Source organism: Kluyvera sp. STS39-E (assembly GCF_040932435.1).
Classification (GTDB): domain Bacteria; phylum Pseudomonadota; class Gammaproteobacteria; order Enterobacterales; family Enterobacteriaceae; genus Kluyvera.
In genome coordinates this window covers 555,801-582,230 of the sequence record NZ_JBFQGA010000003.1, presented here as the reverse complement: position 1 = coordinate 582,230, position 26,430 = coordinate 555,801, and the positions used below count along the sequence as shown (strand labels likewise).

Sequence of the window (26,430 nt, the reverse complement as noted above, 5' to 3'; positions counted from 1 at the left end):
GCGTTGGCGGGGCAATCATATTTATCACTTATTGTCGTTGTAGTACGGTACGCCCAGCTCATCTGACTTATCGCTTCCGGCGGCCATATGATTAAAATCAAACGGCGACTGGTTGCTGGCAGACGGCATCAACATGGTGTGATGCTCCGTATGTTGTGCTGGAAGTTGCTCCGCATGTACCGGAATGGCGGATACCGCCAACAGGGCGAAGGCAACACTGGCGAACAGTTTCATTATTTCCTCGATACGTCTTTTGGCAGGCGATTAACAAACACAGTGATCAATGGGGTGGAGGTAGCGAGACTCTCCGTGCATATTGGTGACGCGGTACTTGTGCGGTGGCACATCGAAGTAGTTCTTAAACGTGCGCGTCAGCGTTTGCTGCGATTCAAAACCGTAACGCTCCGCCAGATAGAGAATCGGCTCGTTACTTTCTTTTAATTTCTGGGCAATTTCCGTCAACTTACGGGTTCGGATGTACTGACCTAATGAATGACCGGTCTCTTTTTTGAACATCCGTTGCAGGTGCCACTTGGAATAACCGGAACGCTCGGACACTTTTTCAAGTGATAACGGCGATTCCAAGTTATCTTCGATCCAGCCCAAAATGCTATGAATAGTAATAGCGTCGGTGTTGCGTCTGGACATCGTCTTACCTCTTCTTCTGTTTACGGCAATATTTTTTTAAGGAGAAGCTCAAGTGTTGCAACTTCATTTGCCGTTAAGTTTTTTGTTAATTCTTGGTGCAGGTTTTGCCCAACGAGCTGATGACACTGCTCACAGATAGCCGCGCCTTCTGACGTTAGCTGAATCAATACGCCGCGTTTATCGTTTGGATTGGGTAACCGGGCTATCCAGCCCCGACACAACAAACGATCCAGCATGCGGGTGAGTGCGCCTAAGTCCACGGAGAGGGTCTTTTTCAATTCCACTGGCGTGATACTGCCCTGACAGCGGATAGAGCACAGAACCCTGAACTGTGAAGCGGTAATGTCCTCTGGCGATAAATGCTCGTTGAGTAAGCGATCTTTTTTCTGGTTAACCATGTGAATCAAATGCCCAAGTGGAATCATTTCATTGAAGAGATTGCTTGTGCTGTTCACAATGGTTGCCCTGGCAAGTACTTTAGTTGCGGTGGATATTATTTCTCATGCAACCATAAGTCAACTGAATGGGTTGAGCGATGCCACGAATTGCTAAAATGGCTCAGGGCATGAGCAATAGGATGTTCTGTGTTCTCCATCACATTCACGTTAAACTAACTGTACTAAAGGCTTAACGCCCGAAGTTCAGTCTATTTTTTTCGGTAAAACAGATAGGGTTTTGGACGATTATGAAGGAACTTTTTCAGGCAATAGGGCTTGGGCTGGTGGTTTTACTGCCGCTGGCTAACCCGTTAACCACCGTCGCATTGTTCCTCGGGCTCTCGGGGAATATGAATAATGCAGAGCGTAATCGTCAGTCGTTGATGGCGTCGGTTTACGTCTTTGCCATTATGATGGTGGCCTATTACGCGGGCCAAGTGGTGATGAATACATTCGGTATATCAATACCTGGGCTGCGTATCGCCGGTGGCTTGATTGTAGCCTTTATCGGTTTCCGCATGCTGTTCCCGCAGCAAAAAGCGCATGACTCCCCGGAAGCACGGAGTAAATCTGAGGAACTGGAGGACGAGCCAACGGCCAATATTGCATTCGTACCGCTGGCGATGCCAAGCACCGCGGGCCCGGGAACGATTGCGATGATCATCAGTTCGGCCTCAACGGTCAAACACGGCGTCAACTTCCCCGACTGGGTGGTGCTGGTAGCGCCACCGATTATCTTTGCGCTGGTGGGGATAATCCTGTGGGGCTGCTTACGTAGCTCTGGCGCCATTATGCGGCTGGTGGGGAAAGGCGGCATCGAGGCGATTTCTCGTCTGATGGGGTTCCTGCTGGTCTGTATGGGCGTGCAGTTTATTATTAACGGCGTGCTAGAAATTATTACCACTTACCACGCATAACCTGCGTAGGCCCGATAAGGCAAAGCCGCCATCGGGCAACCTGCACAAGTGCCTGATGGCGGCTTTGCCATCAGGCCAACCGTCACTTAATGCTGATGCGCCTGTTCTTCTAACGATGCCGCGGGCCAGCGGCGGAAAATCACAACCGACCAGATAAACGCCGCGAGCGCCGGCACCGCGCCGACGTAGCCAATGGACGACATCGATAGATGGGTGCTGATTTGGCTACCCAGTAAAGCACCTGCGCCAATCCCGATATTAAAAATCCCTGAGAACAACGACATGGCGACATCGGTGGCATCTGGCGCCAGTGCCAGTACTTTGACCTGCATGCCCAGACCAATCACCATTATCGCAATGCCCCAGAAGATGCTGAGCACCGCAAGGTGGCTGACATCTTGTGCCGCAGGCAGCAGCAACAGCAGGCACGCCAGTAGCAAGCCAATTGCGCTACTGATAAGGCCTGACGCATGTTTGTTGCCCAACTTACCAAACAGTACGCTGCCGATAATTCCCGCACCGCCAAGCACCAGCAGCAAAATGGTGGCAAAGTTACCGCTGAGTCCTGCGACGGTTTGCACGAAAGGCTCAATGTAGCTGTAGGCGGTGTAATGGGCGGTGACCACTACAACGGTCAACAGATAGATACTGACCAGCGCGGGACGACGAAACAGCACCGGTAGACTTTTCAACGAGCCGGAATGTTCACTTGGCAGACGCGGTAGCAGCTTCACCAGCGCCAGCAGGGTTATCAGCGCACCCACGCCAATGGCGAAGAAGGTGGTGCGCCAACCAAAGTATTGACCGACGACGCGACCAATCGGAATACCGAAGACCATCGCCAGCGCGGTACCGGTCGCCAACAGGCTTAGCGCCTGGGCACGCTTACCTGCGGGAGCCATGCGGATAGCCAGCGACGCGGTTATCGACCAGAACACCGCGTGAGCAAAGGCAATACCGATGCGGCTTATCACCAGCACAGTAAAGTTCCACGCCAGGAACGACAGCACGTGACTGGCGATGAACAGCGTAAACAACCCAATCAGCAGCTTGCGCCGCTCCATTTGGCTGGTGAGCAACATAAACGGCAGCGACATCAGCGCGACGACCCAAGCATAAATCGTCAGCATGATCCCGACTTCAGCTGTCTGCATGTCGAAGCTGTTGGCAATATCGGAGAGGAGACCAACCGGAACGAATTCAGTGGTATTAAAAATAAAGGCGGCAATAGCCAACGTGACGACCCGAAGCCACGCTGTCCGCCGGGAAACCGTGTTTGTTGTCATAAGATGTACCGGGGCGTTAAGAAAGTGAGGAGATGGTCGATCTTAAAGCGATTGTTGCGGTAAATACAAACTTTTTGTGATTAATGTCTCGTTTTTGCGCGTTTGTGACGTTGTCACATTTAATAGGGTGCAAGAAGCTTGTCGCTATTCATTTTCTGTGTCAGTTTGCTACAACGCGTAAAACAAGTGGAAAAGAAGATGCACGAGATTGATTTCTATATGGTTGATGCTTTTAGTCACCGTGCTTTTGGCGGAAATGCCGCGGCGGTCTGCGTGCTTAACGACTGGCTACCGGATGAGGTCATGCAGCAGATGGCGCAGCAGCATAACCAGTCGGAAACCGCCTTTGTCGTTAAACAGCAAAGCGGTTTTGCGTTGCGTTGGTTTACCACTCGCAATGAAGTGAATCTCTGCGGGCATGCCACGCTTGCCAGCGCCCACGTAATCTTTAGTCATCTGGATTATCCTGATGAGCGTATCCACTTTGAAACGCTTTCCGGGCGCCTAACCGTGACGCGCGACGGCGAGTGGCTAACCTTGGATTTCCCAGCTTGCCCAACACAGGCGGCAACGCCGCCTGCGGAAATGCTCAGGGCATTAGGCATTGAGCACTTTCTTAGCGCGCGCAAGGGACGCGCTTGGCTTATCGAGTTGGAAAACCGCCAGCAGATTGAAGCGCTAAAACCAGATATTACGTCAATGACGCCGGTTGAACATAAAGTGACGGTTACCGCAGCTGGTGACGGTGAATATGATTTTGTTAGCCGCTTTTTCTCCCCAGGCGAAGCGGTTTGGGAAGACCCGGTTACCGGTTCGGCGCACACAATGCTTATCCCATATTGGGGTGAAAAGCTTGGCAAAACACAGATGCTAGCGCGACAGGTATCGGCTCGCGGCGGTGATATTCGCTGTGATTGGGTTGGTGAACGGGTGCTAATGAGCGGAACGGCGAGAACCTATTTGCAGGGGACGGTGCTGTTGGATTAACCCGGCGTAGACGAATTGACGACGCCGGGGAGTACTTCCTACGGCAACAGCGCAATATTCGCTTTAATCACGTCAACCGAATGGGCGAATTTCGCCTGTTCATCCGGCGCGAGTTGCAGTTCAATCACTTGTTGAACGCCGCTTTGCGCCAGTACGGCAGGCACGCCAATAGCCACGCCTTCAACGCCGTATTCCCCATCTACAATGCAAGAGATAGCCAGCGCGCGGTGGCTGCCGGTGAAGACATTACGGCAGATTTCTGCAATGGTCCCGGCGATGCCGTATTCGGTACAGCCTTTACCCGCATAGATTTCAAAGCCCAGCTTACGGACGCTGTCGGCCATTGCCTGACGATCGAGATCTTTTCCGGTACGACGTTTATAAACCTGCTCGATAGGGGAACCGTAAACCGAGGAATGCGACCACACCGGGAACTGACTGTCGCCGTGCTCGCCGAGAATAAAGGCGTCGATACTTTGCGCGCCGATATCCAGATCCTGCGCCAGCTTACGACGTAGGCGGGTGGTATCGAGCCAAACGCCGGTGCCGATAACCTGGCTACGCGGCAAGCCGGAAAGCTGCCACACCTGCCAGGTAATGATGTCGCACGGGTTGGTGGCAATCAGGAAGATGCCGTTAAAACCGCCGGCCATCATCTGTGGCACGATGCTGTGCACGATATTTGCGGTACCTTTCAACTCATCAAGCCGCGTCTGCCCGGGTTTTAATGCGCCGCCGGAGACGGTTATCACCGCGATATCGACGTCCGAGCAGTCGCTGGCATCGCGGCATGAAATGGTCATCATGCCGGGCATGTAGGCGGCAGCATCGCTGAGGTCCTGGGCGTGCGCTTCGGCACGGTTCTTATTCAGATCGACCAGAATCAGCTCTTCACAAATATTCTGATTGAGCAACGCATAGGCTGCTGACGCACCGACGTTTCCGGCACCGATTATCATGACCTTACGGGCTTTGGTGTTCATGGATATTCCAATGGATGGGCAAACGATAGTGAATAAAACTACTCGTTAACAATCGGTTAGCGCAAGAGCCTCGACGAATTATAAGTTAACGATCTGAGTGGCGCTAACGGCGAGTGCTACATTAACCGCATAACAATCACCCGGAGCTTTCCATGTATACCATCGCCATGACTTCACCTTCCGCCGCAGCTATTGGGCCACTGATTGCGGCACTGGACCGCTATCAAACAGAGCTCTATCCGCAAGAGAGCAACCATTTGGTTGATTTGACTCAGTTGCCTGAAGAGCGGTTAGTCGTGATGCTTATCCGTCACGGTCAAGAGGCCATCGGCTGTGGCGCCGTCGTCTTGGGTGATGATGGACGCGCGGAAATGAAACGGGTGTATATCGACACAACGCACCGGGGCCAGCGGTTGGGGGAGAAACTGTTAGCAGAGCTGGAAACAGCTGCCAGTCTGCGTGGTTGCCACACTTTGCAGTTGGAAACCGGGATCCATCAGCATGCGGCAATTCGGTTGTATGAACGGAGCGGCTATGCGATTTGTGAGGCGTTTTCGCCATATCAACCTGACCCGTTAAGCGTATTTATGACAAAGCCGCTGGCTCATCAAGCAGCGCAATAAACGCTTCCAACTGACGGCTCATCGCGCCGCGTCGCCACACCAGCCAGGTGGTGAGCCAACGCCATTTCTCAGCCAACGGCCAAGCAGAAACTTGGTGGTGACCAGGCATACTTTCCAGCATGCTACGCGGTATGAGCGCCAGACCCGCACCGGCGATGACGCAGGCCAGCATGCCATGGTACGACTCCATCTCATGAATACGCCCCGGCGTGGCTTTATCGGCATGAAACCAGCTCTCAAAATGCCGGCGGTACGAACAGTTGGCGCGAAAGGCGTAAATGTTCGCGCCATTAACATCGCTCGCCCGGGTAATCGGCGAGTGGCCCTGCGGTGCAACAATCATCATTTCTTCCGGGTACACCGGCATGCCGTCAAGCCCGGGATGCATTACCGGACCATCAACAAAAGCAGCACTTAAGCGACCTTCGAGCACACCATCGGTCATGGTGCCGGAAGGGCCGGTCGCCAGATCAAACTGAATGCGCGGGTAGCGCTGGTTGTAGTGCGCCAGCGTCTGTGGGATGCGCACGGCGGCTGTGCTCTCCAACGCGCCGAGGGAAAAGAGTCCCTGCGGTTCGTCGCCCGCCACCACCATTCTGGCTTCATCAACCAGTGCCAGAATCTGCTGGCTGTAGCGGAGAAAACTGTGCCCGGCTGGAGACAGGCGTAACCGTTGGTTTTCACGAATGAACAGCTCAACGCCGAGGTCGGCTTCCAATTGGCGAATACGGGTGGTCAGATTTGACGGCACCCGATGCACCTTTTGTGCCGCTTGAGTAATACTGCCGGTCTGGGCGACGGCGTTGAACATTTCCAACTGGGTGAGGTCCATGGCGTTCTCGTATCGTGAATGGTTTGGTTAATATTATTCAGTTTTCAGAAATAGAAGAATAGGCGACGATGTCATCATCGCGCAATTCATTAAGAGAGAAAAAAATGAACTCACCTGCAACCCATGCTATCTCCATTAACCCAGCTAACGGCGAAACCGTTTCTTCACTCCCGTGGGCAACGACGCAAGAGGTAGACACCACCATTACGCTTGCCGATAACGCATTTCGTCAGTGGCGTAAGACCGCTGTGGCACAGCGTGCGGATGCGCTGCGTGCGGTCGGACACGTGTTGCGTGAACGCGCTGAAGAGATGGCGCAGTGTATTACCCGTGAAATGGGTAAGCCGATTAATCAGGCCCGGGGCGAGGTCGCTAAGTCGGCGAATCTCTGCGACTGGTATGCGGAGCACGGCCCGGCAATGTTAGCGACCGAAGCCACGCTGGTTGAGAATAATCAAGCGGTGATTGAGTACCGTCCGCTGGGGCCGGTGTTAGCCATTATGCCGTGGAACTTCCCGCTGTGGCAGGTGCTGCGTGGCGCCGTGCCGATTATGCTGGCGGGTAATAGCTATATTCTTAAGCATGCGCCGAATGTGATGGGCTCAGCCGCGCTGATTGGCGAAATCATCGCCGAGGCGGGCGTGCCAGCCGGTGTCTTTGGCTGGGTAAATGCGACCAACGACGGCGTTTCTCAGATGATTAACGATCCGCGCGTGGCGGCGGTGACGCTCACCGGCAGCATGCGCGCGGGCAAAGCCATTGGTGCACAGGCCGGTGCGGCGCTGAAGAAATGTGTGTTGGAACTGGGCGGCTCCGATCCGTTTATCGTCCTCAATGATGCCGATCTTGATGTCGCCGTGCAGGCGGCGGTTATCGGGCGCTATCAAAATACCGGACAGGTGTGCGCCGCGGCGAAGCGCTTTATTGTTGAAGCCGGGATTGCCGACAGCTTTACCCAGAAGTTTGTCGCGGCGGCGAAGGCTTTAAAAATGGGCGATCCGCGCGAAGAAGAGAACTACATGGGGCCGATGGCGCGTTTCGATCTGCGTGATGAACTTCATGATCAGGTGATGGCAACCGTTAAAGAGGGCGCGACGCTGCTGCTGGGCGGCGAAAAACTCAACGGCAACGGCAACTATTATCCGGCCACCGTGTTGGCAAACGTTTTGCCAACCATGACCGCGTTTCGTCAGGAGATGTTTGGCCCGGTGGCGGCAATTACCGTTGCCCGCGATGCCGACCATGCGCTGGCATTAGCAAACGACAGTGATTTTGGCCTCTCTGCTACCGTCTTTACTGCCGATCCGCAGCAGGCGAAGCGTTTTGCCGATGAGCTTGAATGCGGTGGCGTCTTTATCAATGGTTACAGTGCCAGCGACGCGCGTGTGGCGTTTGGTGGCGTGAAAAAGAGCGGCTTTGGTCGCGAGCTGTCTCATTTTGGCCTACGTGAATTCTGCAACGTGCAGACCGTGTGGAAGGAACGGCGCTAAGCCAAACGACGTAGCCGCTGCACTCTGCTATACTCCCAGGCCGAAAATAGCCTGTGGGCAAGGAGCGTAAGTGGCTACGGTTATCAATAATGCCATGCTGACGTCGATTCTTAACGACGTTCGACCGCTGATTGGGCAGGGCAAAGTCGCGGACTACATTCCGGCATTGGCCTGCGTCAGCGGTAATAAACTGGGGATTGCGATCAGCACCGTCGATGGACAGCATTTTTGTGCAGGCGACGCCAATGAGCGCTTTTCTATTCAGTCGATTTCTAAAGTCCTGAGTCTGGTTGTGGCGATGAACCATTACCAGGCTGAGGAGATCTGGTCGCGGGTCGGGAAAGATCCTTCAGGCCAACCGTTTAACTCCCTGTTGCAGCTCGAGATCGAGCAAGGCATACCGCGCAACCCGTTTATTAACGCCGGAGCGTTGGTGGTCTGCGATATGCTGCAGGGCCGGTTAAGCGCGCCGCGTCAACGAATGCTCGAAATCGTGCGTAAACTGAGTGCCGTGGATGATGTGGGTTACGATCTGCAGGTTGCCCGCTCCGAGTTTGAACATTCGGCCCGCAATGCGGCGATTGCTTGGTTGATGAAATCCTTTGGCAACTTCCACCACGATGTCGCCACGGTTTTGCAAAACTACTTTCATTACTGCGCGCTGAAGATGAGTTGCGTGGAGCTGGCGCAGACTTTTTTGTTCCTTGCGAATCAAGGACAGGCGGCGCATCTTGAAAGACCGGTTATCTCGCCGATGCAAACGCGGCAAATAAATGCGCTGATGGCAACCAGCGGGATGTATCAAAACGCTGGGGAATTTGCTTGGCGCGTTGGCCTTCCGGCAAAATCCGGGGTAGGCGGCGGGGTGGTCGCCATTGTGCCTCACGAAATGGCCATTGCTGTTTGGAGCCCGGAACTCGATGAAACCGGCAACTCGTTAGCGGGTGTGGCTGTGCTGGAACAACTCACACAGCAAATAGGACGTTCGGTTTACTGATGGAAACGCTGGAATTAGTCTTCTCCCGACTGCAACGATCGCCGTTTCGCAGTCGTTTTCACCTTGGGGTGAAGGAGAGACAGTACTGTCTTGATAAGGGCGCGGCAGTGATTGATAGCCACGCGGCTGACTTTGTTGCAGGTCGCTTGGCGCCCGCGCTGCCCAAAAATGACGGAAAACAGACGCCGATGCGCGGACATCCGGTGTTTATTGCTCAACATGCGACGGCGACCTGCTGTCGTGGTTGTCTGGCGAAGTGGCACCATATCCCGCAGGGACAGGCGCTGAACGTTGCGCAGCAGCAGTATATTGTCCGTGTTATTCATCATTGGTTGGTTAATGAGATGAATAAAACCGTGAAGTAAAGCAAATAAGTTTAATCTGAAAAGCTATCTTTTTTGATAGCTTGCTCAGACGAACGTTGCCCAATATGATAAGCCGGGCGACGTATCGGAATAAATTGTGTTATGAATGGTTTTGGCAAACTAATTGCGAAAGATAGGGTAACAGGAACCCGGTTTGTCAGACGAATGTATCTGATGCGGATCCTCGGCACCTTTCTCTGCTTTCTCCCCATCCTTTCTGTACTTATTGAACGTCAGCAGCCGCTGTTCTTACAGATGCTGTTGGGTGTTAACGCCTTTATCTGGCCAACGGTCGCCTTTTTACGCGCGCGCCGAGCGCCTATGCCTCGAGAGGCAGAACAACAAAACTTGTTGGTTGATGCGGCGGTGGGCGGCTTCTGGATTGCAATGATGGCCTGTAACCCGCTGCCGTCGATTACCATCGCCACGATCCTGATGACCGACCGGCTTTCGGCGGGCGGGGTTGCGCTGATGCGTAAAGCTGCGGGTGTGATGCTGGCGGGATTTGCCGTAAGTTGGGCGCTGACGGGGATGCCGTTTAACGGCTATGTTTCTCAACGCACGATGCTGGCAACGCTGCCGCTGATCTCGCTCTACGTGTTGGCGCTTAGTCTGCTCACAGACAGCATTGCGGTGAAGTTGCGCCTGAAAAGCCAGGAGTTGGAGCGTATTGCCATGCTCGATCCGCTGTTGGATATCGCGAATCGGCGCTTGTTGGAGCAGCGTATCTCTTGGGAGTTGGTTCGTCTTAAGCAGCATTGCGGGCATTCGCTGCTGATGTTTATCGACCTGGACAACTTTAAAGAAGTGAACGACAGGTTTGGGCATAAGGTGGGCGATGTGATGCTCAAAACGATTTCGCAAATTTTACAGATGGCGACGCGTCCGACGGACACTCCAGCGCGGTTGGGTGGCGATGAATTTGTTATCCTGCTTCCGGATACCTCGCTTGAAGAAGGAAAGGCGATTGCCCAGCGTATTATGGATGCCACGTCGGTGGTGACCGAACGTCCGGACCATCAGCAATCATTAACGCTCAGCATTGGGATTGCCGATGCGCTACCGGATATGTTTGAAGTGGCGGATTGGCTACAGGCGGCAGACAGCGCGCTCTATGAAGCCAAACGTCGCGGCAAAAACCAGATCTTTGCCCATTGATGCATACGAAAATACGATGACGACGCTGATTGTGTTATCAACTCGTTAAAGTGATAGTGGTCCCTTTATTATCAGGGGCCCATCATGCACACATCGTTTACGCTTCATACCTTTTCTGAAACCGATATTATGACCCATCTCGATGCGCTGGCCGACGTATTAGCTAACTGCGTTAATGGCGGCGCGTCGGTAAGTTTTATGTTGCCGTTTTCGACTGACAGCGCACGGGATTTTTGGCAGCGCACGGCAGCAAGTGTGACTCGAGGCGAGCGGATTGTGCTGGTAGCAAAAGATGGCGAACAGCGGGTGGTGGGTACGGTACAGCTCATTATCGATCAGCCAGAAAACCAGCCTCACCGCGCTGATGTGGCTAAACTGCTGGTGCATGAGTGTGCACGCCGTGGCGGCGTTGCTCGTGCATTGATGCAAAGGCTAGAAGAGGTGGCAGCCGATGTGCAAAAAACAGTGCTGGTGTTAGATTCGGCTACCGGAAGCGGCGCCGAGCATTTTTATCAACGATGCGGCTGGCAGAAGGTCGGGGAAGTCCCGCGCTACGCGCTGATGCCGGACGGTAAGCTGACGGCGACATCGATTTTTTACAAATTTTTATAGACTCACTATTTTTTGTCTCACTATTGATCAAAACACGGTTTCATAAGCGGAAAATCTGATAAGTTATTACACCAATTGAGCAGGCTGTATGACTAATCCAGAAAGGAACCCATTGTGAAAACACTGAACCGCCATGATTTCCCCGGTGCCCAATACCCTGAACGTATTATCCAGTTTGGCGAAGGAAACTTCCTGCGCGCGTTTGTTGACTGGCAGATCGATCTGCTGAACGAGAAAACCGACCTGAACGCCGGTGTGGTTATCGTTCGCCCTATCGATAGCAATTTTCCGCCGTCGCTCAGCACCCAGGATGGTTTGTACACCACAATTATTCGTGGCTTGAATGAGAAGGGTGAAGCGGTCAGCGAAGCTCGTCTGATCCGTTCCGTAAACCGTGAAATCAGCGCCTACAGTGATTACGCCGAGTTTCTCAAATTGGCACACAACCCTGACATGCGTTTTGTCTTCTCTAACACTACAGAAGCGGGCATTAGCTACCATGCAGGCGATAAGTTCGACGATGCGCCTGCAGTAAGCTATCCGGCGAAGCTGACCCGTTTGCTGTTCGAACGTTTCAGTCACTTCAATGGTGCGGCAGATAAGGGTTGGGTCATCATTCCCTGCGAGCTTATTGACTATAACGGTGAAGCGCTGCAGGAGCTGGTTATTCGCTACGCGCAGGAGTGGGCATTGCCGGCTGAATTCATGACCTGGCTCCATGAATCTAATGCGTTTTGTTCAACGCTGGTGGACCGGATTGTGACCGGTTATCCGCGTGATGAAGCGGCTCAATTGGAAAGCGAACTGGGTTACAAAGACGGTTTCCTCGACACCGCCGAACATTTCTATCTGTTCGTTATCCAAGGGCCTAAGTCATTGGCGAGCGAACTGCGCCTAGACAAACTGGCGCTGAACGTGCTGATCGTTGATGACATCAAGCCGTATAAAGAACGTAAAGTGGCTATTTTGAACGGTGCGCATACCGCACTGGTGCCGGTTGCGTTCCAGTCCGGCATTGATACCGTTGGTGAGGCGATGAACGATGCTGAAATCTGTGCCTTCGTCGAGAAAGCCATTCACCAGGAAATCATTCCGGTTTTAGATCTGCCAAAAGATGAGCTGGAATCCTTTGCTAGCGCGGTAACGGGACGTTTTTGCAACCCGTACATTAAGCACCAGCTGCTGTCGATTTCACTCAACGGCATGACCAAGTTCCGTACCCGTATTCTCCCGCAGCTGCTAGCAGGGCAAAAATCGAGCGGTAAACTGCCTGCGCGTCTGACCTTTGCACTGGCTGCGCTGATTGCATTCTATCGCGGTGAACGTAACGGTGAAGCTTATCCGGTACAGGATGATGCGCACTGGATTGATCGCTATCAGAAGATGTGGTCTCAGCATCGTGACTTGCAAATCACCACCACCGATTTGGTGACAGCGGTACTGTCGGTAAGTGAGCACTGGGAGCAGGATCTTACACAAATTCCTAAATTGGTAGAACAGGTTTCAGCAGATCTTGATGCCATTCTGACCAAAGGCATGCGTGAGGCCGTTCAGCCACTGTGCTAATGGCGGCTGAACGGTAATTAACCCGGCTTCGGCCGGGTTTTTTGTTTTAAGTGGTAGGCCGGATAAGCGAAGCGTCATCCGGCAATCGGTGCCCAGCGTCATTAGCCAATTAAAGCAAAATCATTAGTTACAACATACATTATAAAGATGTTGTTTATCCCACTGAAACACCGTGCAAATGGTTCTGGTCTAGCAGGATAAAGGGGCCTTTAGGATAACATCCGTACGGGTTTCAGGCTTGAATACATGACGGAGATCACGTTTAATATACAAATTATTAACCTGATTGAAAAAAACATGATCGTCCGTCCTCACCAGCATTGGCTGGCTCGAATCTTCGTTTGGCACGGCTCAGTGCTGCCGAAAATCTATTCTCGTCTGCTGCTCAATTTCCTGCTCTCTATTGTGGTGATTCTGATTCTGCCATGGTACTCATCGCTTGGATTCAAACTGACCGTAGCGCCGTTTAGCATTCTCGGCGTGGCAATAGCTATTTTCCTCGGTTTTCGTAACAACGCCTGCTACGCGCGCTATGTTGAGGCAAGACAGCTCTGGGGGCAGCTAATGATTGCGTCACGTTCTTTATTACGCGAGGTGAAAAACACGCTGCATAACGATCCGCAGCTTGGCGAGTTTGTCGGGCTGCAAATTGCGTTTGCCCACTGTCTGCGCCTGACGCTGCGTCGGCAGCCAACTCGCGCTGTGCTGGCGAAGTATCTTTCTGAGGAACATCTGGCACAGGTCATGGTTGCGCAATCACCAGCGAACCGTCTGCTGCTGATAATGGGAGACTGGCTCGCGCTGCGACGTCGGGAAGGGGAACTGTCAGATATTTTGTATCACAGTCTTAATATTCGACTGAATGATATGTCTATCGTGCTGGCCGGCTGTGAGCGCATTGCCAATACGCCGGTGCCGTTTGCTTATTCGCTTATCTTGCATCGTACCGTGTATATGTTCTGCATCATGCTGCCGTTCGCTCTGGTGGTGGATTTACACTACATGACGCCCTTCATATCAGTACTGATTTCGTACACCTTTATCTCATTAGATACGCTTGCAGAAGAGCTTGAAGAACCGTTCGGTATGGAAAATAATGACTTACCGCTGGACGCTATCTGTAACGCCATTGAGATTGATCTACTGCAAATGAATGATACACCGCAGATACCCCCCCGGATTACCGTCGATAAGTACTACCAATTAACTTAAGAAGGTGACGTCGTGGCCGTAGTATTTCGTTCTGTTCAAACTGAGGATAAAGCACGTTGGTTGGCTCTGTGGCAGGGGTATACCGCCTTTTATGAAAGCCAAATCCCAGATGAGGTAACCGAGTACACCTGGAAAAGAATACAGGATTCATCCTCATCAATGTTTTGCCGCGTCGCGGTGGTTGATGGGGTCGTGGCAGGTTTTGCCGTGTGCGTGCTTCATGAGGGGACTTGGGTCACTGCGCCGATTTGCTATCTGGAAGACCTGTTTGTTGACCCTGAATATCGTGGGCGAGGCGTTGCTCGTCAGCTCATGCAATTCGTGCTAAATGAGGCAAAAGAGCAGGGATGGTCGCGTTTCTACTGGCATACTCGTATTCATAACCCCGCGCGTAAGCTTTATGATGAATTTGTCGCAGCCGATGATTTCGTCCGATACAGCGTGACGCCTTAACCGCAATGTGTAAAATAAATCATTAAGGTTTTCCGTGTTTAATGGTGGTACCGACATAGGGAGAATCAAAATGGAAAAGAGAATCGAAACAGCCGTTAACATTATTGTCTTCATTTCGCTGTTTGCGACCGCTTGGGATTTATCATTGGTGCGCTCCTTTAGCTGGTAAGCGTAACCAACACATCCTATCGGGCGCGGCACCTTGCTGCGCCCTTGACCAATACCTCAAACATCGAGTAATCAACGGCTTTTCGGCTAATTACCCACAAGGTTGTGCACCGTTTCTGTGGATAACATTTTCACGCGCTAGCCGTTGCTTGTTTTCCCTGAAATGTTCTACGCCACTCAACCGGGCTGACGCCTATTTTTTCGCGGAAAATCTGTCGAAAAGTGACTGAAGACTGAAATCCTGACCGTTCTGCCACGTGCTCAATGGGCAGCGCGGTGGTTTCGAGTAGCAGCAAGCTGCGCCGCAGACGTTCGCCGGTCATCCATTCGCCCAGCGTCATGCCGGTTGCTTTCTGAAAATGACGGGTTAACGTACGACGACTCATGGCTATTTGGTCGGCGAGAGAATCGATACTGTGCGGCTGTTCGAGGTTGGTCTGTAAATACGTCAGCAGTTGATTGATGCGATTATCGCCAGTCTGGTGCGGGACTACCTGCGCAATATACTGTGACTGGCCGCCCTCACGATAAGGTGGCGTCACCATACGACGGGCAATTTGATTGGCGACGCTTGCGCCAAAACGCTGGCGGATCACATACAGGCAACAGTCCAGCGCGGCGGCGCTACCGGCGGAGGTCACCAGCCCGTCATCATCGGTATACAGTACGTTAACGTCCAGATTAACCCGGGGGAATAGGCGCTGGAAGGTCTTTTCGAATTCCCAATGCGTGGCGGCCCGGCGGTTATCGAGTACGCCGGCGTAGGCTAATGCAAATGTCCCTAGGCACAGTCCAACCAGCGTCGCGCCGTTGGCTCGCGCTTTAAGCAGCGCATCCAGCAGAGCCATTGACGGTTTTTCATCCACATTGCGCCAAAACGGTACAATGACAATTTCACATTCTGCTAGAGTCGTGAAATCGTGGGTTGCCTGAACGGCGGTGCCTTCCTGTGACCAAACCAGCCCCGGCTCTTCGGCGCAGATATAGCGGGTGAAACGCTGTTGCCCGCCAGCTTTGTCGCCAAATAGAATCAGCGGTACCGAAAAGTGAAAGGTGCTAAATCCTTCGCTTGCGACGATCGCGACGGTGGTGGGCATACCGCTATTCTCCGCTAAAAGGTGACGCTGTCACCATCGTAAGGGGCGCTAACAAACGCCTGTAATTGATTATCCTGAGCATACTGCAGCAGGGATTGTCGGGTAACCAAGCAGTGGTTAACCGCCTCCATATGGGTGGCAACAATCTGTGCCTGCGGCAAAATATTGTGAGCTTTCAATAGGTCTTCTAAACCAAAGATAATCGGCCCAAAACGCAACAGATGTGCCCATCCGGTATTCATGATAACCACGCCTGGCTGGTATTGACGCATATTATCCGCAATGCCATCAATCCAGATGGAGTCACCGACAAGGTAGAGCGTTTTCTCTGTTGGATGCTTAAATACAATCCCACAAGCATCGCCGAGGCGTTCGGCCAGTTCCGCTATGGCATAGGCCTCATCAGAACCATGCTGCCCCTCGGTTTTAATGAGCGCAATGTCATCAAAGAAACTGGTGGCTGAAAGCTGGCGTAGCTGCGTAAATCCCTGTGACCGCAGCAGCTCTTCATCACGCGCATTTTGGACATAGATCAGCTGCGATTTTGGGATGAGTTCCACCGCCGCATCATCCCAGTGGTCGAGATGGGTATGGGTGACGATGATGGCATCAACATCCAGCAGTGCGTCGATGCTCATCGGCAGTTCAACCATCGGATTGCGAATTTTTGCACGCGCGCTGCCGTCAAAGCCTGGGTAGGCGTCTTTTTTCGCCAACATCGGATCGATGAGAAAGCGCTTCCCCGCATAGGTAATGAGCTGTGTTGCGTTGCGGACTTGGGTGATTTTCATGGCAGGCATCCTGTATATCGTCATTTGATGATCACAGTATGTGGGATCGGTAAGTTTCTGCCGCTGGCTTAAAGCCAACTTTCGATGCTATTGGGCCAACCTGTCGTTATCTCATCGAATCCGCGAAAGCTAATAGCTGGAAGGCGGGACACCAAAGGCCTGGCGAAAAGCGTAGCTAAAGGCTGCGGTGCTGGAATAACCTACCTCTAGCGCAACGGCGGTGACGTTCTTATTTTTTTTCAAAATCATCACCGACTCGAGGATCCGCATTTTCTGTTTCCACGCGCTAAACGGCATTCCGGTCTCTTTTTTGAAATGGCGAGAAAACGTCCGGGCCGACATGCCGAGATGACTTGCCCAAACTTCCATCGAATGCTCAAGGCCAGGAGATTCCTGTATCGTTCGGCACACTTTCATTAGTGCGCTATTTTGCGGCCACGGTAGCATCAGCTCGACTTCTGGCAACTGCAAAATCACGTCAAGCAAGACCCTTACCAGCTGTCCGGATTTACCGGTGATGTCGTAACGTTCTGGCGTATTTGTCGTGGCGTAGTGAATAAATTCGCGCACAAAATCGCTGATGGCGACTACCTTACATTCATCAATTGGGAAGGGTAGAAAGTCGGGTTCGATATCCAGATTTTCCAGATAGACATCATCCAATGCCCAAACTGCATGTTCGGTGTTATGCGGGATCCAAATACCATAATGAGCAGGAATCACCCAACATTTCCCAGCAACATCAATACGCATACTTCCTTTACGCGCAAAGTGAAACTGAGCGAACGCATGGCTGTGTTGGTCGACATGGTTATTGGCTGACAGCACGTAGGAGCGGAAATAGACCGACTGCGGTAGCGCCTTCATTGAGTCATCCGGCGAGGAGATCCAACGTTTTACCGGCGTGGCGGGGAAAGAAGGGCTGTCTTCTATCATTATGACGTCTATTCGATAAATATTGTCCTCACATCATAATACATACCATCGTGTTATCACTAATAATCCTACACAGAAAATACTGACTCAAATATGGATAGGATCATGGCCACGGTTTGCTCAGACGTAATAAGTGTTAATGAATTAAATGATAACTGGTCTCGGATGGGTAACGAATTACTCCATCAGGCGGATATTGAGATTAACGGGTCGCGGTCATGGGATATTCAGGTGCATCACGCTGATTTTTTTAAACGCGTGTTCCGTCAGGGGTCGCTAGGCTTGGGTGAAAGCTATATGGAGGGTTGGTGGGATTGTGAACGTCTCGATATTCTCTTTTATAAAATTCTCAAAGCCAATCTTGATAAAAAAATGCCGGGCAACCTGAAAGATATTTTACGCGTGGCCGGCGCTCGCTTGTTTAATTTGCAATCACGCAGCCGGTCTTGGATTGTCGGCAAAGAGCATTACGATATTGGCAACGATCTGTTTACCCTGATGCTCGATCCCCATATGCAATATTCCTGCGGCTATTGGAAAAACGCGCAATCCTTAGAAGACGCGCAGAATGCCAAACTCCAGATGATCTGCGAAAAGCTGCAGTTAAAACCGGGTATGCAGCTGTTGGATATTGGTTGTGGCTGGGGCGGTCTTGCGGCCTACGCTGCGCGAAATTATGGTGTGAGTGTTGATGGCGTCACCATTTCCCGCGAACAGCAAAAACTGGCGCAGCAGCATTGTGAAGGGCTCGACGTATCGATTTTGCTTCAGGACTATCGCGACTTGGATAAGCAGTACGATCGCATTGTTTCCGTGGGGATGTTTGAGCATGTGGGGCCGAAAAACTACGACACTTATTTCAGCGTCGTCGACCGCTGCCTAAAACCCGACGGCACTTTTTTGCTGCATACGATTGGTAGCAACGCCTCCGGGGTCAATGTTGACCCGTGGATTAACAAATATATCTTCCCTAACGGCTGCCTGCCGTCCATCCGCCAGATTGCTCGTGTCAGCGAGTCGCGTTTGGTTATGGAGGACTGGCATAACTTTGGTAGCGACTATGATAAAACGTTAATGGCATGGCATCAGCGCTTTAACGCCGCTTGGCCGGAGCTTGCGCCACAGTACACAGCCCGATTCCGCCGGATGTTTAACTACTATTTGTGTGCCTGCGCAGGTGCGTTCCGCGCGCGCGATATTGAGCTTTGGCAGGTATTGTTCAGCCGAGGTGCTGAAGGTGGGATGTACGTTTATCGCTAGCCAAAATGACTCATGCTGGGGATTTCCCAGCATGAGTCATTACTTAAAACATCGAATACAGCAATGCCGAAACGGTCAGAATGCCGCTAATCATCACCAATATTGAAATAGGGCCTCGCAGCGGTTGCAGCGCCGGGCGAGTCATGATTAACCACGTTGGGATAATAAACAGGAAAATCGCAATCAGCGGCCCGCAGACGGTTTCAATCATATTGAGGACATCCGGATTTAAATAAACCACGAGGGATGTGACAATAAACATTAATACTGAAATGGTGGATTTTACCCACCGCATCTGACCGGCGCGCTTGATTTTAAAGAGGTCTGCGGCCAACACGTTAAAGGTTTCGGCAACCGGCATCGAAATGCCTAAAAACGATTTAGTCATGCCAAGAATAGCGATAAATGGCGCCAGATAAAGAATCGCACTCATCCCACCGTGACCACCAATCACCGACAGCACGTTCAGATTCTGCGTCTTAGCCAGCTCAAAAGTCTCGCGTGGCGTACTCAAAATGCAGCTTAAGACGAAGAAGATAATACTGAACAAAATCAGCGCGTAGGCACGACGAATAACTCGTACGGACTGTGTCTCACCGCCGTTTCCTGGCTCACGATACCAAGAGGCTAATGCCGGAATAAGCGGCGCGGAGCACAGTGAGAACGCAATAAGCGGCAGCGTTAACCACATATCTTTCAAGGAGCTACTGACCGACGAGGATTGCGTCTGCAGCCAGGCACTAGAAATATTGCTGATGTCCCACGCAGGAATTTGCGAAGCGGCGATGACGATGATGGCAATGGCGAACGGCAAGGCCAGTGCGCCCAGCGTTTTTACTACTTTGTCACGGCCTTTGCTCAGGACGATGTGCAAAATCAGCAGCACAACGACGGTCAGGCCTCCCCGATGAATGCCCGTTACGTGCAGTCGTTCACTGAGAAAATGGCTCAAGGCGTTAATCAGTGAAACGGCATAAACCAGCGTAACCGGGTAATGCGCGACACAGAAAAACAGTTTCATTGCCTGGCGACCTTTCGCGCCAAAAAAAGATCCAAACAGCGGCAGCGTTTGATCGGCCTGTTTGTGCCCCTGTTGGTCGCGCATAAAGACGCGACAAATCAGCACGTGTGGTACAAGCGCGAGCGGAATGGCTAGCAGGAGTAGTAGAACAAAGACCAGCGGACCGCGCGTGCCAATTTCGACCGGTAGGAATAGGGTGCCTGCTCCCACCGTTGCGCCATAAACACCCATCATCCAGATGGTATCCTTTGGTGTCCATTGAGGACGGTGCATCGCTGTTTCTTTAGTCATAGTACTCATAAATATCGAAAAATAACGCGAACGTTAACGGTGAATTATCAGGGGGTAGCTTGATAGGGAAAGAGGAAATTAACGGAAGTCGGACTATTATTATTGGCGGCAAAAAAGCCTTTTTTCGATACTACTGGCTATTCTGCGCAGGCGGCAAGCATTTTTTGGAAATATCCGGAAATTAATATAAATCCATAATAATGTTTCACATCATTGTAACGTATAACCGCCAATGGAAAAGAATCGGTGACTATTCACCGATTCTTCCTGTCAATTAATTACCCCAACGGTCTTTGAGATAATTGACCGCGTCCCGCGTTTGAGGCTGTTCGAGATACCCCTCACGGAACAGAATCGTGCCGTTAATGTTCGAGGCTGATTCATTGAGATCAATCTGTTTTTTCAATTCCGGTACGCCGCCTTCAATGGTCCAGTCAGGCTCATTTTTTGACGGCTCGCCGACTTTGTACAGCGCAATACCAATATAGAGGCGGGTGTTGGTCGGTTTCACAACATCAGCCCACCATTTTGCCAGAACGTCATAGCGAGCGGCATCGCGGGCAAAAGGCCAATAAAGCTGCGGGGCGATGTAATCCAGCAAGCCCATCTGTACCCACTGGCGAGTATCTGCATAGGATTCATCATAAGCTGCGGCTCCGCGCGTATCTGAACCCGCAGGATCGTGTGAGCGATTGCGCCAAACGCCTGCTGGACTCACGCCAAATTCCACGTTGGGATTAAGCTGCTTAATGGTGCGCGATACTTGGGATATCAACAGCTGGGTATTGTTGCGACGCCAATCTGCTTTTGAGGCATAGCCTTGGCCATACTGACGGAATGTCGCATTGTCGTTTAGAGCCGAACTGCGTGTTTCAGTATAGAAATAGTCATCAAACTGAACGCCGTCGACAGGATAACGAGACACCACTTCAGCCACGATGCTGGTTATCCAGTCGCGTGCTTCCGGAATTCCAGGGTCGACGACAAAGCGATCGCCAGAGGTGCGGATCCAGTCACGATGAAGAACGTATACGCTCGGCGGTGATTGCGTCAGGGTGGCGTTGAGAGCGGCAATGGTCGAGGGCTTGATGTTCACCGAAACCCGGTATGGGTTGAACCAAGCATGGACCTTCATGCCGCGTTTATGCGCTTCATCAAGAACGAACTGCAGCGGATCATAGCCCGGATATTCCCCAATGTTGCCGGTCATCATATCCGACCACGGAAGAATATTGGATTGCCACAGCGCCGTGCCATCGGGTTTGACCTGGAAGAAGATGGTGTTGATGCCAAGGCTTTTAAGGTTATCGAGCTTTGCTCGCATCGCGGCCTGCTGCTGGTTGACTCGCAGGGTGCTGCTGCCAGCATTAATTGAACTTATCGGCGGCCAGTCCAGGCGAGACACGGTGGTCAGCCAAACGCCGCGCATAGGCTCATTGCTGTGCTGGGTTTTGCCGGGCGTCGAAGTGGATGGTGATTTTACCGGCGTCTTTGAGTCACAGCTGACCAATAAGAGCGCGGCAATCATCAGCGCGCTGGCCTTTTTCATTTTCGAGGTACGGGCAAAACTAAAAGAACTGAGATTCATAAGTGCCGTTGTTCGGGTTGTCACGAGTGAGGAACATTTTCTTACTATTGGCGACGAAGTCAATCGCTTAGCCAGCAGGGAATAGTGTCTTTACCCATCTAGAACAATAAATCTGCGGTTAGGATGCGGCCACACGGTTATATTTGATAAAAACGAGGGTTAACGCCTCAATGCTGCGGAATATCTCACCATGTGATGAGCCTCTTTTCGCCGCTAGCGTCGCAATCTATAAGGCGGCGACAGCGAAAAGAGGTGAGTTAAAAGTAGAAAATAAAATCAAAACGGCTAGATAGCGCAAGGCTGAAAGCCGCTTGCACCACAGGAAGGCTCATCAGAAACAGTACAATAGCTGAGAGGATGATTCGGATTAGCATGCTGGCTCCTACCATTTATGAGCAATACAGTGAGCAGCGTCGGGAAAGGTCTCCCGACGCTTGAGGTCATTACTCATCATGTTGTTCTTGTTTTTTCACTTTTCGCATTAACAAAAACATGCGCATTGTTCGCGGTTGACGCTGTGGTACGTGGGTGTCGGGAACGAGACCGGTATGTTTGTTGTAACCGTTAAAGAATAGATTCAGCGTCACGGCGCTGAATGTCGCAAGCATGATCCCGCTGTGTAGCAGCGGTTGCATTACCGTCGGAAATTTCGAGAAAAACTCAGTTGAAAGCGTGGGCGTTAGCCCCACGCCGAGGCTTATGGCCACGATGTAGAGGTTATAGCGGTTCGTTGAATAGTTGATACGTGCAAGGATTCGAATACCCGTGGCGAGCACCATTCCAAACATCACCAGTCCGGCACCGCCCAGCACGAACTGTGGAATAGATGCCACCAGCACAGCCATTTTGGGCACCATACCAAAGGTAATTAAAATGCCGCCGGAAGCTACGCAAACCCAGCGGCTATGCACTCCGGTGACGCCCACTAGTCCAATATTTTGCGAGAATGATGTATGTGGAAAACTGTTGAAAATCCCGCCGAAAAGCGTACCCACGCCGTCAACGCGTAAACCACGCACAATATCCTGCGGCGTAAGTTTACGGCCAACGATCTCTCCAAGTGCTAAGAACATCCCCATCGACTCGATAAAGACGATGATCACCACGGCGGTCATGGTGAGAATGGAAATAGGATCAAATACCGGTGTACCCAATGCAAATGGGGTCACAATGGCGAACCACTTTGCATTATATAAACCGGAAAGATTGACTTCATTCATCATCATCGAGAGGACAAAACCGAAAACAATACCCAAAAGCACCGCGACGTTTGACATAAAACCTTTTGCGAAGCGGGTCACAACGAGAATAAACAGCAGCACAGCAAATGAAATACCGAGATAAACAGGGCTGCCATATTCGGGATTACCTTTGCCACCAGCCGCCCAATCAATGCCTACCTGAATAATGCTCAGTCCGATGGAGGTAATAACAACCCCGGTGACCAATGGGGGAAATAGTGGCATCAGTTTACCAATCAGCGGTGCGATAAGCGTTGTAATGATCCCCGCACCAATCGTCGCGCCGAAAATACCCATAAGGCCAATATCGGGATTAACGCCGATGGCGATCATTGGCGTCACGGCTGCAAAGGTAACAGACATGATAACCGGCAGGCGGATCCCCAGCACCCGACCCACGCCGATGCACTGCAACAGCGTGACCACGCCACAACAAAACAAGTCTGAGCTTATCAACAGGGCAACGGTATCTTTACTTAGCCCCAGACGGTTACCAATCATTAAAGGAACGGCAACGGCCCCTGCATACATAACCAGAACGTGTTGCAAACCGAGAATAATCAGCTTTCCTGGCGGGAGTACGCGATCCACCTCATCTACCGCATGATGGCTACCAGTGACCGATGGTGGTTGAGAATCAATGGCACTCATATTTTGTTTCTCCTGAAAAATTCAAGTCGGCCGTGCATGGCCAGAATAAACAACATGATGAACACTCCTTTTCGTCATGCTTAGTTGATGCCAATTTTTATATCTAAGCCGACTAAGGTATTGAATTGAGCAAGCCATCACATAAAAAGCGTTAATAAGCGATGAGGAATGGCTGAGTCTCGTGAAATTTCAGCGCGTGGTGTCTCACAATGAGATTCTGATAATCAAGTTAATCGCAATTTGATTCAGTGAATTTGTTTTTGATGACTCAACATGTCCGCTTGTTTTCTGCTTTTTTAGACATTGATCCCAAAAAGAAGAAAGGCGCCGCATAAAACATAAAATGTGTCTGAATATTGCATCGCGACCCTTGACCAGATAACTAAATAATAAAAGGGAAGCAGATGAATAGATTTATTGTGGCCGATGCCACTCGCTGTGTTGGCTGCGCTGCCTGTGAAATCGCCTGCGTGACTTCTCACAACAATGACGGTTGGCCGCTGCCGCGGGATTTTAAACCCCGGCTTCACGTCATTTCCCACCGTCATCAGAGCAGCGTCGCAACTTGCCATCATTGCAATGATGCGCCATGCGTTACCTCATGCCCAACCCAGGCGCTCTTCTTGGCGGATAACAGTATTCAGCTTAATAAAGCTCGATGCATTGGCTGTAAAAACTGCGCCGTGGCGTGCCCATTTGGGGCGATCGAGATGGTGGCGGCCAACGATAATTCGGCGGCGCTGGCGCAAAAATGCGACTTATGCAGTGACCAAGCCAACGCCGAACCAGCCTGCGTAAATGTTTGTCCGACTCAGGCGCTACGGCTGATGGACGGTGCGGGAATACGCGCCTTACGCCGCGAGCGGCAAGATCTATCGGTACAAGGTCTGCCGGTACAGCGACCGTCTCTCAGCGGACGTGAGGCTTTTTTGACTAAGCCGCCGCGTATTGGCGCGAGAAAACTCGATGCCGCGCTGCGTAAAACCCATTTTGGCGAGATCTACTATGGGCTGAGCAGCGCAGAGGCTCAATATGAAAGCAACCGCTGCCTACACTGTGCCAGCAAAGCTCGGTGCAACTGGACGTGTCCGCTGCACAACTCCATCCCGGATTACATCCATTTGGTACGGCAGGGAAAGATCATTGAAGCAGCGGAACTCTGCCATCAAAGCAGTTCTTTGCCGGAAATCTGCGGTCGGGTCTGCCCGCAGGATCGGTTGTGTGAGGGAGCCTGTACGCTTAAGAATGAAAGCGGGTCGGTTACGGTTGGCAACCTCGAGCGCTATATCACCGATACCGCGCTGGCGATGGGCTGGCGCCCACAGGTGATTGGGGTAGCACCGCGAAAAGAGCGGGTGGCTATTGTGGGCGCCGGGCCCGCGGGGCTTGGCTGCGCGGATATTCTGGCTCGAGCCGGTGTTGAAGTGGCCGTTTTTGATAAACATCCTGAGATTGGCGGGTTGCTGACTTTTGGTATTCCGCCGTTCAAATTGGACAAAAATATCCTGAGCGTCAGACGTACATTGTTTAGCGAAATGGGTATTACATTCCATCTCAACCACGAAGTGGGACGCGATGTTGCATTTGGTGAGCTGGTAGACCGTTATGATGCCGTATTTCTTGGCGTGGGCACATATGGTCTGATGTCGGCGGGAATGGAAGGGGAAGACGCAACCGGCGTTATCCAAGCGCTGCCGTTCCTGATTGCCAGCACCCGGGAGGTTATGGGGTTGGAGGACTGCGCGGAATATCCACTTGTCGAACTTAAAGGCAAACATGTGGTAGTGCTGGGCGGCGGTGACACGGCGATGGATTGTTTGCGTACCGCTATTCGCCGCGGTGCCCAGAGCGTGACCTGCGCCTACCGCCGCGATGAGTTGAGCATGCCGGGGTCAAAGAAAGAGGTGGTGAATGCACGGGAAGAAGGTGTTGAGTTTCTTTTTAACGTCCAACCGCAGTATATCCAACGCCATCGCAAGGGCCACGTTAGCGCCATCGGCATGATCCGTACCGACATGGGTGAACCGGGGCCGGATGGTCGCCGTCGCCCTCGTCCCGTTGCGGGCTCTGACTTTGAACTTAAGGCCGATGTTTTGATTATGGCGTTTGGTTTCCAACCGCACGATATGCCATGGCTACGAGGGCACGGCGTTCAGCTTGACCGTTGGGGGCAAATTCAGACCGGCGGAATAGGGCGAAGCGCCACGCAGACGGACAACGATAAGATTTTTGCCGGAGGCGACGCGGTGCATGGTGCCGACCTGGTGGTAACGGCAATGGTCGCCGGACGACAGGCCGCTTGCGATATGCTGGCGATGTTTGACAGCAAGAAGGAGGACGTATGACCAGTTTTATTCTCGCTGATTCAGGATCTTGCATCGGCTGCCGTACCTGTGAAGTGGCCTGCGCGCTTGAGCATATGACGGAGAACGTGGCTTTTACACCGCGCTTAACCGTGCTGCGCCTAGACACGCTAAGCGTGCCGGCAGTGTGTCACCAGTGCGAAAATGCGCCCTGTGTATCCGTCTGCCCGATGGCGGCATTAAGTGCGGGGCCGGAGCGAATCGAAGCCGATTCGTCGCGCTGTATCGGTTGTCAGCGCTGCGTGGTCGCCTGTCCCTTCGGCGCCATCTCCATTAATGCAGCGTCACAAATCGTTAAATGCGATCTCTGCAGCAACCGCAAAGGCGGCCCAGCCTGTGTCGATGTTTGTCCGACCTCAGCATTGCAAATAATGACATCTGACGGACTCCGCGCTATTCAGCAGCAGCGTAAGCGCGCCACGGTATTCTAAATAAAAAAGGCCGCAGAATTTACCCT

26 protein-coding genes are annotated in these 26,430 nt (G+C 52.0%); 14 read left to right on the top strand and 12 right to left on the bottom strand.

Annotated features, from left to right (window positions below; translation table 11 throughout):
• Window positions 1-24: 24 nt before the first annotated feature.
• The 3 genes from marB to marR are packed head-to-tail and all read right to left on the bottom strand — an operon-like array spanning window position 25 to window position 1,103.
• Window positions 25-234: a multiple antibiotic resistance regulatory protein MarB gene (gene marB, locus AB4K05_RS09320; protein WP_368479687.1), complete on the bottom strand. Its 210-nt coding sequence runs from the start codon at window positions 232-234 to the stop codon at window positions 25-27.
• 30 nt (window positions 235-264) lie between these two features.
• Window positions 265-648: an MDR efflux pump AcrAB transcriptional activator MarA gene (gene marA, locus AB4K05_RS09315; RefSeq protein ID WP_052282559.1), complete on the bottom strand. Its 384-nt coding sequence runs from the start codon at window positions 646-648 to the stop codon at window positions 265-267.
• Between the two features lie 20 nt (window positions 649-668).
• On the bottom strand, window positions 669-1,103 hold the full coding sequence (marR, locus tag AB4K05_RS09310; RefSeq protein ID WP_368479686.1) for a multiple antibiotic resistance transcriptional regulator MarR: 435 nt from the start codon (window positions 1,101-1,103) through the stop codon (window positions 669-671).
• Window positions 1,104-1,333: 230 nt separating this feature from the next.
• Here marR and AB4K05_RS09305 point away from each other — a divergent pair, with 230 nt between their 5' ends.
• Entirely contained in the window at window positions 1,334-2,002 is a 669-nt protein-coding gene (locus AB4K05_RS09305; RefSeq protein ID WP_368479685.1) for a MarC family NAAT transporter, read from the top strand.
• Between the two features lie 86 nt (window positions 2,003-2,088).
• Here the strand turns inward: AB4K05_RS09305 and AB4K05_RS09300 are convergent, their stop codons facing one another.
• Window positions 2,089-3,288, bottom strand: coding sequence for a sugar transporter (locus AB4K05_RS09300; RefSeq protein ID WP_368479684.1), 1,200 nt, complete (start codon window positions 3,286-3,288; stop codon window positions 2,089-2,091).
• 198 nt (window positions 3,289-3,486) lie between these two features.
• On the opposite strand from AB4K05_RS09300, the gene AB4K05_RS09295 reads away from it, so the two are divergent.
• Window positions 3,487-4,275, top strand: a complete 789-nt coding sequence (locus tag AB4K05_RS09295) for a PhzF family phenazine biosynthesis protein (protein ID WP_368479683.1) — start codon at window positions 3,487-3,489, stop codon at window positions 4,273-4,275.
• A 38-nt stretch (window positions 4,276-4,313) separates the two neighbouring features.
• Here the strand turns inward: AB4K05_RS09295 and AB4K05_RS09290 are convergent, their stop codons facing one another.
• A complete protein-coding gene (locus AB4K05_RS09290) occupies window positions 4,314-5,258 on the bottom strand; it encodes an L-lactate dehydrogenase (protein ID WP_368479682.1) in 945 nt (314 codons plus the stop codon).
• Window positions 5,259-5,410: 152 nt separating this feature from the next.
• On the opposite strand from AB4K05_RS09290, the gene AB4K05_RS09285 reads away from it, so the two are divergent.
• Complete coding sequence (locus tag AB4K05_RS09285; RefSeq protein ID WP_368479681.1) at window positions 5,411-5,881, top strand: GNAT family N-acetyltransferase; 471 nt, start codon at window positions 5,411-5,413, stop codon at window positions 5,879-5,881.
• Here the strand turns inward: AB4K05_RS09285 and AB4K05_RS09280 are convergent.
• Window positions 5,844-6,713, bottom strand: a complete 870-nt coding sequence (locus AB4K05_RS09280; protein ID WP_368479680.1) for a LysR family transcriptional regulator — start codon at window positions 6,711-6,713, stop codon at window positions 5,844-5,846. The two genes, AB4K05_RS09285 and AB4K05_RS09280, sit on opposite strands and share 38 nt — an antisense overlap.
• A gap of 104 nt (window positions 6,714-6,817) precedes the next feature.
• Between AB4K05_RS09280 and sad the strand changes: the two genes are divergently transcribed.
• The 8 genes from sad (at window position 6,818) to AB4K05_RS09240 (ending at window position 14,566) form a co-directional block, all read left to right on the top strand.
• Complete coding sequence (gene sad / locus AB4K05_RS09275; protein ID WP_368479679.1) at window positions 6,818-8,203, top strand: succinate-semialdehyde dehydrogenase; 1,386 nt, start codon at window positions 6,818-6,820, stop codon at window positions 8,201-8,203.
• Between the two features lie 70 nt (window positions 8,204-8,273).
• Window positions 8,274-9,200 carry a glutaminase B gene (glsB, locus tag AB4K05_RS09270; protein ID WP_368479678.1) on the top strand — a complete coding sequence of 309 codons (927 nt, stop codon included), beginning with the start codon at window positions 8,274-8,276 and terminating at the stop codon, window positions 9,198-9,200.
• Window positions 9,200-9,565, top strand: a complete 366-nt coding sequence (locus AB4K05_RS09265; protein ID WP_368479677.1) for a DUF4186 domain-containing protein — start codon at window positions 9,200-9,202, stop codon at window positions 9,563-9,565. Before glsB ends, AB4K05_RS09265 begins: the two co-directional genes overlap by 1 nt.
• Window positions 9,566-9,730: 165 nt before the next feature.
• Window positions 9,731-10,723: a diguanylate cyclase gene (locus AB4K05_RS09260; RefSeq protein WP_368479676.1), complete on the top strand. Its 993-nt coding sequence runs from the start codon at window positions 9,731-9,733 to the stop codon at window positions 10,721-10,723.
• An 84-nt stretch (window positions 10,724-10,807) separates the two neighbouring features.
• Window positions 10,808-11,335 carry an N-acetyltransferase family protein gene (locus tag AB4K05_RS09255; protein ID WP_368479675.1) on the top strand — a complete coding sequence of 176 codons (528 nt, stop codon included), beginning with the start codon at window positions 10,808-10,810 and terminating at the stop codon, window positions 11,333-11,335.
• Window positions 11,336-11,449: 114 nt separating this feature from the next.
• Window positions 11,450-12,901, top strand: a complete 1,452-nt coding sequence (locus AB4K05_RS09250; RefSeq protein WP_368479674.1) for a tagaturonate reductase — start codon at window positions 11,450-11,452, stop codon at window positions 12,899-12,901.
• A gap of 297 nt (window positions 12,902-13,198) precedes the next feature.
• Window positions 13,199-14,113: a bestrophin family protein gene (locus tag AB4K05_RS09245; protein ID WP_368479742.1), complete on the top strand. Its 915-nt coding sequence runs from the start codon at window positions 13,199-13,201 to the stop codon at window positions 14,111-14,113.
• A gap of 12 nt (window positions 14,114-14,125) precedes the next feature.
• On the top strand, window positions 14,126-14,566 hold the full coding sequence (locus tag AB4K05_RS09240; RefSeq protein WP_368479673.1) for a GNAT family N-acetyltransferase: 441 nt from the start codon (window positions 14,126-14,128) through the stop codon (window positions 14,564-14,566).
• 299 nt (window positions 14,567-14,865) lie between these two features.
• On the opposite strand, the gene AB4K05_RS09235 is transcribed toward AB4K05_RS09240, so the two are convergent.
• From AB4K05_RS09235 to AB4K05_RS09225, 3 genes are all read right to left on the bottom strand, one after another.
• Window positions 14,866-15,831 carry a GlxA family transcriptional regulator gene (locus AB4K05_RS09235; RefSeq protein ID WP_368479672.1) on the bottom strand — a complete coding sequence of 322 codons (966 nt, stop codon included), beginning with the start codon at window positions 15,829-15,831 and terminating at the stop codon, window positions 14,866-14,868.
• Window positions 15,832-15,845: 14 nt separating this feature from the next.
• The gene (locus AB4K05_RS09230; protein WP_368479671.1) at window positions 15,846-16,622 is read right to left on the bottom strand and encodes an MBL fold metallo-hydrolase; all 777 of its coding nucleotides are present in this window, start codon (window positions 16,620-16,622) and stop codon (window positions 15,846-15,848) included.
• A gap of 129 nt (window positions 16,623-16,751) precedes the next feature.
• On the bottom strand, window positions 16,752-17,558 hold the full coding sequence (locus AB4K05_RS09225; protein WP_368479670.1) for a helix-turn-helix domain-containing protein: 807 nt from the start codon (window positions 17,556-17,558) through the stop codon (window positions 16,752-16,754).
• A 105-nt stretch (window positions 17,559-17,663) separates the two neighbouring features.
• Here AB4K05_RS09225 and cfa point away from each other — a divergent pair, with 105 nt between their 5' ends.
• Window positions 17,664-18,818, top strand: a complete 1,155-nt coding sequence (gene cfa, locus AB4K05_RS09220) for a cyclopropane fatty acyl phospholipid synthase (RefSeq protein WP_368479669.1) — start codon at window positions 17,664-17,666, stop codon at window positions 18,816-18,818.
• A gap of 43 nt (window positions 18,819-18,861) precedes the next feature.
• Here the strand turns inward: cfa and AB4K05_RS09215 are convergent, their stop codons facing one another.
• From AB4K05_RS09215 to AB4K05_RS09205, 3 genes are all read right to left on the bottom strand, one after another.
• Window positions 18,862-20,073 carry an amino acid permease gene (locus tag AB4K05_RS09215; RefSeq protein WP_368479741.1) on the bottom strand — a complete coding sequence of 404 codons (1,212 nt, stop codon included), beginning with the start codon at window positions 20,071-20,073 and terminating at the stop codon, window positions 18,862-18,864.
• 331 nt (window positions 20,074-20,404) lie between these two features.
• Complete coding sequence (locus tag AB4K05_RS09210; RefSeq protein WP_368479740.1) at window positions 20,405-21,679, bottom strand: glycoside hydrolase family 10 protein; 1,275 nt, start codon at window positions 21,677-21,679, stop codon at window positions 20,405-20,407.
• Window positions 21,680-22,161: 482 nt separating this feature from the next.
• A complete protein-coding gene (locus AB4K05_RS09205) occupies window positions 22,162-23,610 on the bottom strand; it encodes a nucleobase:cation symporter-2 family protein (protein ID WP_368479668.1) in 1,449 nt (482 codons plus the stop codon).
• A 404-nt stretch (window positions 23,611-24,014) separates the two neighbouring features.
• Here AB4K05_RS09205 and AB4K05_RS09200 point away from each other — a divergent pair, with 404 nt between their 5' ends.
• Complete coding sequence (locus AB4K05_RS09200; RefSeq protein ID WP_368479667.1) at window positions 24,015-25,955, top strand: FAD-dependent oxidoreductase; 1,941 nt, start codon at window positions 24,015-24,017, stop codon at window positions 25,953-25,955.
• Window positions 25,952-26,404 (top strand): 4Fe-4S dicluster domain-containing protein, encoded by a 453-nt coding sequence (locus AB4K05_RS09195; protein ID WP_368479666.1) that lies wholly within the window; start codon window positions 25,952-25,954, stop codon window positions 26,402-26,404. The genes AB4K05_RS09200 and AB4K05_RS09195 overlap by 4 nt, the downstream gene beginning before the upstream one ends.
• The last annotated feature ends 26 nt before the right edge of the window (window positions 26,405-26,430 follow it).

What these genes read in the sequence shown, in the direction of transcription:
- AB4K05_RS09245 (WP_368479742.1), top strand. Translation starts at nt 13,199, where the DNA reads ATGATCGTCCGTCCTCACCAGCATTGGCTGGCTCGAATCTTCGTTTGG.
- AB4K05_RS09300 (WP_368479684.1), bottom strand. Translation starts at nt 3,288, where the DNA reads ATGACAACAAACACGGTTTCCCGGCGGACAGCGTGGCTTCGGGTCGTC.
- AB4K05_RS09295 (WP_368479683.1), top strand. Translation starts at nt 3,487, where the DNA reads ATGCACGAGATTGATTTCTATATGGTTGATGCTTTTAGTCACCGTGCT.
- AB4K05_RS09210 (WP_368479740.1), bottom strand. Translation starts at nt 21,679, where the DNA reads ATGAAAAAGGCCAGCGCGCTGATGATTGCCGCGCTCTTATTGGTCAGC.
- AB4K05_RS09260 (WP_368479676.1), top strand. Translation starts at nt 9,731, where the DNA reads ATGTATCTGATGCGGATCCTCGGCACCTTTCTCTGCTTTCTCCCCATC.
- AB4K05_RS09225 (WP_368479670.1), bottom strand. Translation starts at nt 17,558, where the DNA reads ATGATAGAAGACAGCCCTTCTTTCCCCGCCACGCCGGTAAAACGTTGG.
- AB4K05_RS09290 (WP_368479682.1), bottom strand. Translation starts at nt 5,258, where the DNA reads ATGAACACCAAAGCCCGTAAGGTCATGATAATCGGTGCCGGAAACGTC.
- AB4K05_RS09305 (WP_368479685.1), top strand. Translation starts at nt 1,334, where the DNA reads ATGAAGGAACTTTTTCAGGCAATAGGGCTTGGGCTGGTGGTTTTACTG.
- cfa (WP_368479669.1), top strand. Translation starts at nt 17,664, where the DNA reads ATGGCCACGGTTTGCTCAGACGTAATAAGTGTTAATGAATTAAATGAT.
- AB4K05_RS09200 (WP_368479667.1), top strand. Translation starts at nt 24,015, where the DNA reads ATGAATAGATTTATTGTGGCCGATGCCACTCGCTGTGTTGGCTGCGCT.
- marB (WP_368479687.1), bottom strand. Translation starts at nt 234, where the DNA reads ATGAAACTGTTCGCCAGTGTTGCCTTCGCCCTGTTGGCGGTATCCGCC.
- AB4K05_RS09195 (WP_368479666.1), top strand. Translation starts at nt 25,952, where the DNA reads ATGACCAGTTTTATTCTCGCTGATTCAGGATCTTGCATCGGCTGCCGT.
- AB4K05_RS09235 (WP_368479672.1), bottom strand. Translation starts at nt 15,831, where the DNA reads ATGCCCACCACCGTCGCGATCGTCGCAAGCGAAGGATTTAGCACCTTT.
- AB4K05_RS09265 (WP_368479677.1), top strand. Translation starts at nt 9,200, where the DNA reads ATGGAAACGCTGGAATTAGTCTTCTCCCGACTGCAACGATCGCCGTTT.
- marA (WP_052282559.1), bottom strand. Translation starts at nt 648, where the DNA reads ATGTCCAGACGCAACACCGACGCTATTACTATTCATAGCATTTTGGGC.
- AB4K05_RS09280 (WP_368479680.1), bottom strand. Translation starts at nt 6,713, where the DNA reads ATGGACCTCACCCAGTTGGAAATGTTCAACGCCGTCGCCCAGACCGGC.
- sad (WP_368479679.1), top strand. Translation starts at nt 6,818, where the DNA reads ATGAACTCACCTGCAACCCATGCTATCTCCATTAACCCAGCTAACGGC.
- AB4K05_RS09215 (WP_368479741.1), bottom strand. Translation starts at nt 20,073, where the DNA reads ATGATGGGTGTTTATGGCGCAACGGTGGGAGCAGGCACCCTATTCCTA.
- AB4K05_RS09205 (WP_368479668.1), bottom strand. Translation starts at nt 23,610, where the DNA reads ATGAGTGCCATTGATTCTCAACCACCATCGGTCACTGGTAGCCATCAT.
- AB4K05_RS09230 (WP_368479671.1), bottom strand. Translation starts at nt 16,622, where the DNA reads ATGAAAATCACCCAAGTCCGCAACGCAACACAGCTCATTACCTATGCG.
- AB4K05_RS09285 (WP_368479681.1), top strand. Translation starts at nt 5,411, where the DNA reads ATGTATACCATCGCCATGACTTCACCTTCCGCCGCAGCTATTGGGCCA.
- AB4K05_RS09255 (WP_368479675.1), top strand. Translation starts at nt 10,808, where the DNA reads ATGCACACATCGTTTACGCTTCATACCTTTTCTGAAACCGATATTATG.